General features: G+C 55.2%; 11 protein-coding genes. 5 read left to right on the top strand and 6 right to left on the bottom strand.

The genetic code is table 11. The features are described from left to right. Positions 1–328 precede the first annotated feature (328 nt). Positions 329–790: a DUF2141 domain-containing protein gene (locus GSQ94_RS18620; protein ID WP_158945358.1), complete on the bottom strand. Its 462-nt coding sequence runs from the start codon at positions 788–790 to the stop codon at positions 329–331. Positions 791–955: 165 nt separating this feature from the next. On the opposite strand from GSQ94_RS18620, the gene GSQ94_RS18615 reads away from it, so the two are divergent. Then, a complete protein-coding gene (locus tag GSQ94_RS18615) occupies positions 956–1,636 on the top strand; it encodes a TetR/AcrR family transcriptional regulator (protein ID WP_256369985.1) in 681 nt (226 codons plus the stop codon). Between the two features lie 295 nt (positions 1,637–1,931). On the opposite strand, the gene GSQ94_RS18610 is transcribed toward GSQ94_RS18615, so the two are convergent. After that, entirely contained in the window at positions 1,932–2,558 is a 627-nt protein-coding gene (locus GSQ94_RS18610; protein ID WP_158945356.1) for a TetR/AcrR family transcriptional regulator, read from the bottom strand. A gap of 155 nt (positions 2,559–2,713) precedes the next feature. On the opposite strand from GSQ94_RS18610, the gene GSQ94_RS18605 reads away from it, so the two are divergent. Then, a complete protein-coding gene (locus tag GSQ94_RS18605; RefSeq protein WP_158945355.1) occupies positions 2,714–3,604 on the top strand; it encodes an SDR family oxidoreductase in 891 nt (296 codons plus the stop codon). Between the two features lie 136 nt (positions 3,605–3,740). Here GSQ94_RS18605 and GSQ94_RS18600 read toward each other — a convergent pair whose 3' ends face one another. The 4 genes from GSQ94_RS18600 to GSQ94_RS18585 form a co-directional block, all read right to left on the bottom strand. After that, positions 3,741–4,184, bottom strand: coding sequence for a heme-binding protein (locus tag GSQ94_RS18600; protein ID WP_158945354.1), 444 nt, complete (start codon positions 4,182–4,184; stop codon positions 3,741–3,743). Between the two features lie 334 nt (positions 4,185–4,518). Then, positions 4,519–5,046, bottom strand: a complete 528-nt coding sequence (locus GSQ94_RS18595; RefSeq protein WP_158945353.1) for a nuclear transport factor 2 family protein — start codon at positions 5,044–5,046, stop codon at positions 4,519–4,521. Between the two features lie 826 nt (positions 5,047–5,872). Beyond that, entirely contained in the window at positions 5,873–7,708 is a 1,836-nt protein-coding gene (locus tag GSQ94_RS18590) for a hypothetical protein (protein ID WP_254063990.1), read from the bottom strand. 331 nt (positions 7,709–8,039) lie between these two features. After that, positions 8,040–9,134, bottom strand: coding sequence for a hypothetical protein (locus GSQ94_RS18585; RefSeq protein ID WP_158945351.1), 1,095 nt, complete (start codon positions 9,132–9,134; stop codon positions 8,040–8,042). 525 nt (positions 9,135–9,659) lie between these two features. On the opposite strand from GSQ94_RS18585, the gene GSQ94_RS21950 reads away from it, so the two are divergent. From GSQ94_RS21950 to GSQ94_RS18570, 3 genes are all read left to right on the top strand, one after another. Further along, positions 9,660–10,082: a helix-turn-helix domain-containing protein gene (locus GSQ94_RS21950; protein ID WP_158945350.1), complete on the top strand. Its 423-nt coding sequence runs from the start codon at positions 9,660–9,662 to the stop codon at positions 10,080–10,082. After that, positions 10,079–10,858 carry an SDR family oxidoreductase gene (locus GSQ94_RS18575; protein ID WP_158945349.1) on the top strand — a complete coding sequence of 260 codons (780 nt, stop codon included), beginning with the start codon at positions 10,079–10,081 and terminating at the stop codon, positions 10,856–10,858. Before GSQ94_RS21950 ends, GSQ94_RS18575 begins: the two co-directional genes overlap by 4 nt. Before the next feature lie 440 nt (positions 10,859–11,298). Continuing rightward, positions 11,299–12,939: an amidohydrolase family protein gene (locus GSQ94_RS18570; protein WP_254063980.1), complete on the top strand. Its 1,641-nt coding sequence runs from the start codon at positions 11,299–11,301 to the stop codon at positions 12,937–12,939. Positions 12,940–12,956 lie beyond the last annotated feature (17 nt).

Here is a 12,956-nt window from a genome sequence, read left to right as displayed (position 1 = left end):
CCTAGGAATTAGAAGCGCGATATAACCATTGGTTGCAAAATAATCGTTGGTATGAAATCGCTGTGACTCACCGCCCGCACACTCATACACAGAACAACCGGGGGATCATCCAGAAAACTCGCTGGGCCGCTTTTGTGGCGGCCTGCTGACCCTTGTGCTTCAGTCTCTTGACCATCCGCCGAAAGCAGTGTGACTTCCGAGTGGTCTGTCGGAACGACGACAATAGATGGGGGCACTCAGGGAGGATAAGCTTCGAAACGCTCACTTCAATTCATCAGCGGAGCGACATTCTTCGTCAAGACTCCACTGGAAAGAGACTTACTTCTGATCAGTAGTGGATCGCGACGGGAACTGTGGTCGCTATGTTGTGAACTGGGAAGATCGACGGATCGAACGGGGGAGGTCCCAGCTTTCCACGCGTACCATTCGATATGCCGTAGCCTTCCAACGGTATACCAGGAAATCGTGTGTCGAACTTTCCGTTCTTGTTCTCATCGTGCCAAGTGCTCACCGCATATGTGCCGAACGGGATTGCGGTGAACACCGCACTTGCGGAGCCGTTGATGATGGGCACCTCTATGGCTCGCAATGCTTTTCTGTCGTCCGTGGGAAATCCATCCTTCTTGTTCCACAGCCTGATACAAACCTGTCCGTTAGCGTTTTTCAACCCAGTGACTTGAATGGTCAGCGTTGAGGTCTGTTGCGCGCGAAGTCGCCGCGGGGTCAACCCGGCCGAAACCAACATCGCAAGAAGAACAGTTGAAGTTATGTGAGTTCGGTTGAGTCGCATCGATGATTCTCCCTCGGTGTTCGCTCTGCGATTTCGTTCGGCAATCAGTCGTTTGAACCGAAGCGTTTTCAGCCCCAACAATCTATCCCGCGGTTATACTGTAACCAATGGTTATAAGTCAACGATTGGACGGAAATTTCGACCAGAAGGAGTTAAGCTATTCAGATGACAACCACATCACCAAGTCGCCGGCTAGAGCGTAAGGAAAGACTTCGAGGCGAGATCCTTGCGGCTGCAGGCAAGATGTTTGCCGATCGCGGCTACGAAGCCGTGACGCTTCGCGAGATCGCTAAAGAGATTGGCTATACGCATGCTGTGATTTATCAGCACTTCCCCGACAAATGGCACGTTCTTGCTGAGTTGAGCCGCGAGACGATCGAGCTGATGATTCAGAACTTCGACGCGACTGCCGCTAAACATCCCGCACCGAAGGAACGCCTTTTCGCAACGTCACGCGGCTTGATTCAATTCTGCATTGACCATCCACAGCAGTTCCGCAACGTCTGGTTCGGGCCTGAGAACAGAAACGGCGTCCGCGCTGGACAATATATCGACGACCTTGGTGCGCCGTTGTTCGCGCGCTTTGTGCAGCTCTTTTTCGATGTTGCCAAGAGTGAAAAATTGCCAAATAGGGATGACATCGTGATAGCCCACACTTGGTGGTTTACGATCTTTGGCCTCGCCACACTCTTTGTTATTCAGGGAGTTGTGCCTGGATTGTCTGACCAGACTCTCGTGACCGAGCAGACAATCGCAACGCTTTGGGCGGGCCTTCAGACTGTTCCGCGATTGCCGAAAAGTGCAATCTCTAAGCGATACAGCCGCTCCAGTGCAATAAAGCAATAACAGCTTCTGTCCACTTAGGAGTCGTTGAATTTATGCCCGTGGCGTATCAAGACTCATTCCAGTTACCAGAGCAGTAGTCCCTTCCTGGTCGCACGAGAGGCCAGTAGGGGCCACTACACCGAACGTCAAAATCGTACGAAAAGGAATTTGGATTACTCGTTTGAGGCTGCGAAGGGCCGTAGAGGCCTGAAGGCACCTTTGCGAAGGCGTTCTGCATCCTGCCAGGTATAGTCGCCGGTCAGTGCTTCCCTTTATTCGCCCACTCGACGCCGGGATGCATGGTGCCAGAGCCTCGCTATTGGTGCTGTATACGGGGCGAAGCGGCGGAGTGCTTATTCGCAGCGCGGGAACCTGCGATGAGGATATCGACAAGGCGTCGGGCGCTGGGCTCCCAACCGGGGAGAGCGGCGGTGTGGAAGATGCCGACGAGGGCCCGAACGAAGTCATCGGGGTCTGTGTCCGAGCGGAGATCGCCGCTGGCGATGGCGCGTCTCACGGAGGATACGAAGGCGGTATGGATGAGCGAACGGGAGCCTTCGAGGAGGCGCGTGGCACCGCCGGCGACGGTATTCATGGCTGGGATGATAAGGCTCTTTGCGGCGACATGGTCGATGAAGAGAAGCATCCAGGCGCGGAGCGCTTCAAGCGGCGGCATAGAGGCGGCGAAGCGCTGTTCAGCTGACGCAAGTTTTTCGACCTCGCTGCGATAGACCGCTCCGATGAGATCATCGCGAGTTGGAAAGTGGCGATAGAGGGTGGCGTTGCCGATACCGGACTCGCGCGCGATTTCATCCAGGCTCGCGGCGGTGCCGTCGCGCGTGAAGACCTTCTTGGCTACCTCAAGAATGCGCTCGCGGTTGCGCTCCGCGTCGGCGCGGGGTTTGCGGGCAGGCGGAAGTGGCGAGATCTTCTTTTTCGACATGCCGAACGGACAAGAAATTTAAATGCAACCGGGGACAGTCCCCGGATATCCTATATATCCGGGGACTATCCCCGTTTTACAAGGCAGAGATTCGCCTGTCAACGTTTTTTCACGCAACCACCACAGGCTGGCTACCAACAACAGGAGAGGCGACGATGCGTATATTCATAACGGGGTCAACGGGATTTATTGGTACGGAGCTGGTAAAGGAGCTGATTGCAGCGGGGCACCAAGTACGTGGGCTTACCCGCAGGGACGCGGGCGAGGAGCAGTTGAAGGCCGTGGGCGCGGAGGTGCTTCGCGGAGACTTTACCGATCTCGACTGTTTGCGCACCGGCGCAACCGGCATGGACGCTGTGGTGAACCTGGCGTTCAACCACGACGATATGTCGAAGTTCGCGCAGAGTGCGCAGGATGAGATCAAGGCGATTGAAGCGATGGGATCGGTGCTTGAGCCGGGCAAGCTGCTGGTGGTCACCTCAGGCATCGGAATCACGGCTGGCGCGCTGGGCCAGCCTCGCAAAGAGACTGATCCTCCAGCAGAATCGGCTGCAATGCCGCGTAGGCCGGAGCAGGCGGCGCAGGCGGTTGCGGCAAGGGGTGTGCATGTGGCGATTGTGCGTCTGCCGCAGGTGCACGACACGCGCAAGCAGGGACTGGTGACGAGGGTTATTCAGCTCGCACGCGAGAAAGGTGCTTCGGCCTACGTAGGCGACGGCTCAAACCGCTGGGCTGCAGCCCCGCTGCACGCTGTTGCACACCTGTACTATCTGGCGGTCGAGAACACGGGATCGGGCGTGACGACATATCACGCGGTACAGGAAGAAGGCGTGTCCCTGCGCGATATTGCCGAGACGATAGCGAGGGGCCTCGACGTGCCGGCCATTGCTATCCCCGCAGAAGAGGCGGGCGAACACTTTGGACCGTTCTTTGGTCACGCAGCGACGATGGACATGCCGGCCTCGAGCGAGTGGACGCGCAAGACGTTGGGCTGGGAGCCGACCGGCCCAGGGATGATCGAGGATCTAGCAAACGTGAAGTACTGACGATCTGCTGAACAATTGTAAGGGGCGCGGAACGCAGAGCTCCCGGTAGTCCCGCGCCTCGTCCCGTCTGCGGCGAATTGATGTCAGTTGCACAAGCTTTGCTCCTTGCAAGTCGTCTGATGTTTCCCGGCACGAATTAAGCGGGGAGCGTAAAACCGAGGCTGCGAAGTGCCGCTTCGGCTGCCTGCTGGTCCTGCTCGGCGGTGCCACCGGAGACGCCGATCGCACCGATCACCCTACCGCTTTCGATCACGGGATAACCACCGCCAACCGCTACAAGACGCGGTCGATGTGCAAGCTGGGAAACAAGTGGGTTCGTCAGAATCGACGCCCATGTCTGGGTGGACAGCCCAAAGGCTGCGGCAGTCCAGGCCTTGTCGATTGCAACGTCCGCCGCTAGGAACGGGCAGGCGTCGGTGCGCTCAAAGGCTTTGAGATTTCCAGCCGAATCCGTAACCGCAATCGCCACTTCAAATCCGATCTGCTGAGAGGCTGCGCGAGCTATCTTGATCAACTCGTTCGCTGCTTCGACGGTGATGGTGTGGGCTTGGGTCGATCTCGTTACAATTTTAGTGCTCATAGTTTTCTCTTTCTTCACCAGATAATTCCGGGTGCTTAGCACACACAAGACGAGCTTCCCAAAGTGCTGCGCCGATTCGAAGCCTGCAATGGTGCCGGTGCCTCGTTGAAGTCATAGACCTTCTCAATGACTTGGCCCCCCCAGTTGATATGTCGTGGGAAAACACAATCGGAATTATTAGGGTTGAGCGTTTAGCTGTTGAAGCCAACTGTAGTGATTCAGCGAGGTGATAAGCCTGGAGTGGACGAAGCTGGATGTTGATACCCACTTATCATTACTCAGGTGAACCGCTTTGGCTGCGCCTATCGCATTCTCTCCGACCGATCACAATCAATCACAGACGAGGATTTGATGAATAAGTGATATCGGCGATCCTCCATCCACCGTCCGATTTCACAAGTACCCAAGTCTCACTTCCGCGATTCGTTTCCTTTCCATCAACCAGGAAGATGAAGTCGAAGTACACAGAGGCCACTGTTCCGTCAGTGTGAATCGTCATGTTTGTGTGGGTCGGATCGAGACTTGCCTTCGAGGAAGATACCAACTTAGCAAAGTCTGTATAACTGCCGACGCGAACCCTTGTCGCGCTCGGCGATTTGGCTTTGACACGCGCGTAGGCTTCTTCAGAAAGCACGTTGATCCAGGTGCTCCCCTGAGGAAGAAACAAGCTGGCGAGTCGCGCTCCATCGTGAGCGAGAACCGCTGCGTGATAAGCATCAAGTACGTGCTGCACATCCGTGGTGTCCGATACGATGTTGCTTGTGGCAGCCGGAACCATCTGCGGGGACTGTGGGCTCTGGCCACGAACAACTAAGGTTGAACTTAGCAGTACAAGGAATAGCTTGCCGATTCGTCGTTTCATTATCTCTCCTTCAACTAACCCTCATTGCGGGCGTCGCTACCCGCGTTATCACAGCCGGGCCGCGAGGGCGATTCAAAACTAAAGTAAACAGGAACAGAATTTAGGGTTGTAGAACCGTGTGCAGCGTGTCACTCGCGAACGTCCTGCGACGCGCCCCGATCACTAGAAGCTCCCTTACATACCCCTTCTGCCCCGCATTTTCGCCACTTCAGACAAGCGATATGTCGATTAGAGGCGTATACGAACCATTGGTTGCAAATAATTCTTTGGTTTATCATTGTGAACATACCGGCCACTTTGCCATTAGCGGGTGGCGCTTTGGACCGCAAAACGGTCGCTATCTCTCGTCTGTTCTCGTAGGGATACTCTTCCCGCTCTGATTGCGGGGATTCGTGGTTCACCATGTCATCGATCAACCACAACTGTTTGTCGCTACCGATAGTGCGGTCGGGATCATGGTCCCAAGATGCCCGTGCACGCCGGGAGAATAAGCTTCGCAAAGCAGACCGCAATTGACAACAATGAAGCGAGGATTGAAGCATGAACAGTGCTGTCTTGGTCGAGCCGACGATCGCAAGATTTGGGCAGGCGTCCAGCTGTTTTCGCTATTGACGAAGAGCACAGTCACAGCGGTCCGGCCGATTTAATGCCTCGAAGTAATAAGAACTTCTGTCTACTTAGGAGCCGTTGGAGGTATGCTGTGGAGCGCCACAATTCATCCACTTTTCCAAAGGCCATACTTGGCAGCACGAGAAACCAGTAAAGCTAGACACTTCTGGCACAGGCTTCGAGCGAATCTTTTCAAGCCATCTACGCCGAGCGATCCTTAATGAGGGGCAAGCAGCGCCGTGAGGCGATCGGGCGTCTCGGGTATGCGCTCTAGATGTGGATAGCGCAACGGCCCGGCGTAGGGGACGATAACATCGCGGTGCATTTCGTCATCCTGCAACGTAAGAGATATTGGGACCGTTGCAGAATCCACGATGGCGGAACGCACGACGGACGAAGAGAAGGGGTGTCCATTCACGGCGACGACGTGGACGCCGGGGGAGAGTCCAGCACGGAAAGAGGGGCCGTTCCACGTAACCGAGCGAACGCTGCCGTTGGGGCGGAATTCAGCACCGATCGAATCGTCGAGATTGATGACGCCAGCATCGGCTTCATCCTGCAGAAACGTTTCGGTCGGACTGGAGGTGTAGGTTAGCTGCCAACCTGCGCGCTTTAGCCCGGCGATGGCGACGGAAGCGGCGTGTGTGAATAGGTGCTGATTCAGGAAGCTCTTCCAATCCGCAGGTGCGAGCGTGTTCAACGTATCGCAAACATCCTGAAAGCTGTACGTTGAAATGCTTTCTACACGGTCGTGCGTGGCAAAGAAACGCTGAGCAAACTGGTCGATGCTCACCCTGTTTTGACTGAGTTCGCGCAGGCGCGCGTCAACATCGAGCCATAGCAGAACACCTTCCGGGTAGTAGTCCTCTCGGCGTTGCCAGTCGCGCCAAATGACTGGATGTCCGGGCATGTAGAGAACGTCGAGTGTACTGTCGGCGAGTGTCTTCCACGCGCGGCCCCCACGTGGGGCGGCCAGTGAGGCGTCGAACGCAAGTTTATCCAGAGTCTGTTGCGTCGTGCGCAGGCCGGCACGGGCCGCGAGCACGCGTCCCCAAAACTCAGTCTGTCCTTCGTAGACCCACAGCATCGAGGGGTCAGTTGGTCGATTGAAGTTTGGCGACCACAGACCAGCGGGCTGGCGGAAGCGGCCGTTCCAGGCATGAATATACTCGTGCGCGATCAAGTCCCGGTTGTTCAACTGCTTCCCGCTTGCCGTAAAGTAGTTAGCTGGCAGATTGTTTTCGCCCTCATCAAGATGTTCGAGGCCGCCACCCGGCGAAAGCTGATCGCTGAGCGAAACCAAAGCTTCGTAGTGGCGAAATGGTGGGGGGCCGAACACCTTTGAGGCTTGCACCACCAGGGCCCGCAACTCTCCAAGATCTGTTGGCGATACCTCGAGGTCCGCAGGTTCATCTGCGAGGAGATCAAGATGGACGGGGACATGGGATGAAGATGTGAGGTCCAGCTGTCGTGTGTATCGAGCGGCATAGACCGGAGCATCAACGAGGCGGTCAAGTGTTTCAGGCGCGAAAGCCAAAAAGTAGATTGAGCTATCAAGAATGGGGAGCCGTGTGAGCGCGGTAAATGCACGCAGCCCCTTGGGAAGTTCCAATTGAGCAACCACCGGAATATCCCGAGCAAACCAACCAGCAGGATAGAGCAGAAGATGTTGCCACTCCACATCGACCATCTCTGGGCGCAACTTGGCTGAGGAGCGCGACGGAAGGTACTGAAAATCTAGTGTCAGCGAATGTGAGCCCGCAGGGATGGTCAAGTGAAAGGCGTGAATGTCGATCGTATCGCGTCGCCACTCGATAGCGTGTCCATCGATCTTTGCGCGGAGGCCTGCCAGCTCTATAGCGGATACCGTGGGGCTGTGGCTGGTCGTTTCCCACTCAGGGTAAAGCAGCACCATTTCGCCGCTGCTCTGTATTGGCACGGTTTCGCTTACGCGGAAAAGGCTATGAAACGTGTCGGTAGCATCGACATGAAGTTGGATCGTACCCTTAAACTTCTGATCGCGCGGCTCAGGTATTGGAAGGGGCAGAGGCATGGAGAAGGGGCCCACGCCGACTTGGGCGACCGCAGAGATACAAAACAAAATGCAGACAATCGACACTACAAGACGCATGTTCGATTGAATCGGATCGGAAGACCCTAGTGTCGCGTACATGCTCTACACCCGCACAGTTCACTCACGACATCCCGGCTCGGAGAATAGAGCCGCATGGGCGGTTGGTTCTCTAGCAACGCAATCGCCCGGTGCAATCTGCAGCGTCGGTCCGATTGATACTGGTAAAAATTCCTAGGTGTACTCTTACGATCTTCCCATAGGCTCTACTCTTCGCGGTATTCCGTCAAGAGAGACTCCAACCCAAGCATCATTACTGGCCACCCAATTTTTCCGTCTCCAACGAGATCCCGGTCGAATCTTTAAGCTTTAATTCCATACCCCATCCATAGTGCTGCGTGTTGCCCGGCAGATTATCGTCTAGCGCGATTGCGATCTCATTTTTGCCCTTTTCGAGCGGCAACAGAAACGTTCCGTTTTCCAACGAGATTCGTCCGTCGGCGGCCTTCGCCGCTGGAAGACCTTCGATGTTTCTGTCCGAGAATACAAGGGTTCCGTTCACGTAAACCCAGATCTCGCGTACCCAGCCGATCTGGACTTTTTTCGATTGTGCCTTGTTGGAGACGAGCGTAGTCTTTGCCCACGCCAGAGAGATCACCGAACCGTCTTTCGCAGACCCGACTTCGTGTGAGAAATTGACCAGACCCTTCGTCTCAGCAGTTATGGCTTTCCAAGCCTTACCATCAGGGGGCATCAACGCATAAGGCGGCTGAACGCCCATCGGGGCATCGAGCTTTGGGTCGTGAACGGAGGCGAGTACGGATGCCGTTGAAATCTTCCAGTGTCGCAGGAATCCGTCTTTCCGCTCCGGCACTGTTTGGGCTGCGGCGGATGATGGCTTCGCAGGCGTGATCACGAGATTCGCATATTTTGCCGGACCTCCGAAGGTGAGTCCCCCAGAGAGCGCGCCGCCCTCCATGTGATCCACGCTGAGCGTTGGCTTGCTGGAACGATTTACGTAGATACGCATCGTCCTCCCCATGACCACGATTCGAAAATGATTCCAGCTCAGGGTGCGAATGGGCGCGGAACTTTGATACTCCGGGAATAAATCCCATTCGTACGCGCCGTGCTCAAGGGGCATGTACTGCATGCAATCAGGAGAGGCGTTGCAGTCCTTCTGTGGGCGGAAGAAGAGAGCTTCGGCACTATCTCGATTCTGCACGCGCAGCCTAATTCCAAGTATCCCGTGATCCGGCATGTACATATCGAATTCGATTGTGCCATCGCGAAAGGTCAAACCTTTCACATCGACAGGTCCCTTACTGATCGCAAGCACTCCATCGGGGGCATGATCGTCAGCCGTGAACGTGGCATTGCCGTTCGAAAGCCAACGATCGGCCTTCATGGGTACTGTGATCGTTTTCTCAGCGAAGCTATTGCGTGAAGCAAGGAGCGTAGGGGACGCATTTTGTGCCCAATCCGCCGGTGCAGCCAGCACGACGGATATTGCTGAGATTAATAGGAGACTTTTTCTAAACGCGTGTATTTTCACAACTCTCCCGTGCTTTTTGTCTGCAAAAGGTCATTCCCCGCTCACGAGACAGGAACGATTTGGGGTGCAAGGCGCCTCCTTACAATGGCAAATCGATCGATGTGCACATCGTAAATAACCGCTGAATAATTTGCAACCATTGGTTTTCATGCGCCTCTAATTGTCAGATCGTGCATATGTATGGGCGAAAGTGTGAGGCGAAAGGAGGACGCGATGAAGGTCCTGGTGGTCGTGGATGCATAGGACGTCCGCATACGAACGCTGCAGCGCAAAGCCACGGCCCAGTTTCCGGCCGAAATGATCCTAGGGGCTTGCTCTCAAGGATGAGGCGAAATTAATTACTCACGAGAAATAGTATGAGCAGGTCTTGGTCGCAACTTGGATATCGCCTACACAAAGAGAGTTTCAATTGTCGCTGAGCTGTTGCAGGGTAAATGGACAGTAGAGATTCTCTGTGCCATGCGTGAACGTCCGGTGCGTCTCAGCGAGCTTAGACGTGAGATACCGCTGGCGTCTAAGAAAGCTCTTACAGCAAGGCTACGTTTCTTGGAAGCCTCTCAAATCATCCTAAGACGAGACCTCAGCGGTTCCGTACTGCATGTTGAATACACGCTCACAGATTCCATACGAGAGCCTCTCATCTCTTTGCTGGACGAACTCGCGGAATGGGGCGCATCCCATCTCGCAGCTAACTTCTTACAGGCCACATCCCCGGCGTCCGATGCCAGGTTAGAGTCGGCGCTCAATAGCAGCTTCACAATTGCTCATGAAGTTTCAAAAGAAGGCAGGACTAGAAGATGACAGAACAGACAACAGGGACTGCAGTAGTAACAGGAGCGTCGTCAGGGATCGGACTCCAATACGCGGAGCAGCTGGCAAAACGGGGTTTCGATCTCTTTCTCGTTGCGCGCAGAACGGACCGCCTCTCCGAACTGGCGACTCGGCTTCAGGCTCGTTATGGGAACAAAGTCACGAAGGTTGTTGCCGACCTTAGTAAGGCCGGAGATGTGCAACGGGTAGTTGAGGTGATCCGCACCGAACCCGCGATCACGATGGTGGTGAACAATGCCGGCATCATGCTGATGGGACCCGCTACGGATGCGACTCTCGATCAGATTGACACCCTTCTGCGAGTTAACATCGATGCGCTTGTGCATATCTCCCTGGCCGCGCTCATTCGTTTCAAAGCAAAAGGTGGAGGGACACTTGTCAACATCGGATCGGTGCTTGGCTTTGCGGGCTATCCCGGCACGAGCGCCTACAGCGCAACGAAGGCATTCGTTCTCTCTTTCACGCGCGGTCTTCAGACCGAGCATGCGGACAGCACGGTGAAGATTCAGCTTGTCGCTCCCGCAGGAACGGCAACGGAGGGATGGGACAGCTCGAACGTTGATTCATCAATCATCATGTCTGCCGAAGACTGCGTAGCAGCATCGCTCAAGAGCTTGGACATGGGCGAAGAGGTTGCGCTTCCTTCCGTGGAAAACCTTGCTCTGCTCGCAAGTTACATCAAGGCCAGCACAACGCTGATGGGCTCCGCCCAGACAGGTACGCCGGCGTCCCGCTACCGCGGCTAAGTGATCAGGCGGTATAACGTCCCTTTCAAGAGAGCAGGAAGAGGTCTTTGCGTAGGGACAGCGCCTATACCCGAGGACGTTCAAGAAAAACCGCGAGGGATTGATTGGTTCATCACAAGCGTCCGCTTCGCTTGATTTGATAAATCCCTTCGAGGGATACGAGGGAGTCAGCGGGGACGGTGGCATGAGGAGGATGAGTTTGATCGATTCACTGCAGCACAAGGGCAAGCGTAAAGTGGCGACTTATGAAGGTTTAGGTGCCCGCCTGCGCGCCACACTTGACTGGGATGAAATTCGTCTCAGGACGTTTCGTTTACAGGGCAGGAGTTCTCGCCATTGCCGCTCTCGCTACGAGCGCAGAAGCACATTCTGTATCTGGTCAGTTGCCTCTTGAACAGTGAAAGTGACAAACAGTAGCAGAACAGCTTGGAGAGAACCGCTTGCCTTACCCCTATACCACTTGGCCCCACCCTCTCAAAGAGACCATCTCACAACAACGCTTAGCTGAACATGATTCCGTTTCTTTGCCTAAGCATCGCATCATCAAGTCCAAGCGTGCGAATCGAAGTCGGCTTTCTGCTTATGCCCTCTCGCTCTTGTTAGCTTTTGATGGCAGAGCACACGCAGAAACCGTGAATAGTGCCGTCTTGCAAACTGGTGCAAGTCAACCTGCACGGGTCTCTCCTGAGGTCAGCAAGTTCGTCGATATCGATGCACACAGAGGCTCGGTTCGCCTGATTCATGCAGGAGTGATTGATGGCACGGGGGCAGCACCGCTAGAGAATCAGACAATCGAAATCACAGATGGAAAGATCACAGCACTCGCTCCAACCGTACGTACCGATGTGGCAGATGGGAAGACCGTCTTTGATATGACAGGCCGTACTCTGCTCCCTGGAATCGTAGGGATGCACGATCATTTGTTCTATGTAGCCCGGCCGGATGACAATGCCGAGCACCAGACGAATTATCCCGCTCTGTTGCCGCAGATGACCTACACATCTCCACGTCTCTATCTGGCGAACGGCGTCACCACTCTCCGAACCACCGGATCGGTTGAACCCTACGCTGAACTGAATCTCAAACGCGAGATCGAAGCAAACCACACACCCGGTCCGCACATGGATGTCACTGGACCCTATCTTCAGGGAGCTCCCAATCTCTTCCTACAGATGCACACGCTGACCGGTCCAGAGGATGCTCGGGCGACGGTCGAATACTGGGCAGCGCAAGGCGCGACGAGCTTCAAGGCCTACGACCATATCACGCGCGCCGAGCTAAAGGCGGCCACCGAAGCAGCCCATGCGAAAGGGCTCAAGATCACAGGACATCTTTGCTCGGTTACCTATCCGGAAGCCGCAGAGTTGGGCATTGACAATCTAGAGCACGGCTTCTTCGTCAATACCCAACTCGATCCCGGTAAAGAGCCTGACGTATGCCCCTCCACGTCTGGTGGCCCTACGCTGAAGGCGATGGACCCGGATGGGCCAGCGGCGAAAGCACTGATCGCCTTGCTGGTATCCAAGCATGTCGCCGTCACGAGTACGCTTCCTGTATTTGAAGAAGATGGAGACATGAATCCGCCTTTGCAACAACGTGCTCTCGACGCGATGACGCCTCAAGCAAGGGAAACCTACCTTTATGAAAGAAATGCCGATACGACCAAAAGCCGGGATGGCTACCGGCGTTATCACGAAGTTGGCTTCAAGCGTGGACAGCAGTTAGAACGTCGTTTCGTGGCATCTGGTGGCTTGTTGCTCGCGGGGTCGGACCCCACCGGTGATGGACATATTCTGCCCGGCTTCGGAGATCAGCGTGAGATCGAACTCCTTGTGGACAGCGGATTCACACCTGTCGAGGCGATCAAGATTGCCACACTCAACGGCGCCATTTATCTCGGCCAGGCGGATCATATCGGTTCAATTGCCGTTGGCAAGAATGCTGATCTCGTTGTGGTCAAGGGGAATCCAAGCAGCCATGTTAACGATATAGAGAACGTCGAGTTAGTCTTCCGCGATGGTCTTGGCTTCAACTCCGCAAGACTGTTGGAATCTGTAAAGGGACGTTACGGCCTCTACTAAGCCGGACCCTCATGCAC

This window comes from Granulicella sp. S190 (genome assembly GCF_009766095.1).
Classification (GTDB): domain Bacteria; phylum Acidobacteriota; class Terriglobia; order Terriglobales; family Acidobacteriaceae; genus Edaphobacter.
The sequence above is the reverse complement of the archived record's forward strand: the minus strand, read 5'-3'. Positions and strand labels throughout refer to the sequence as shown.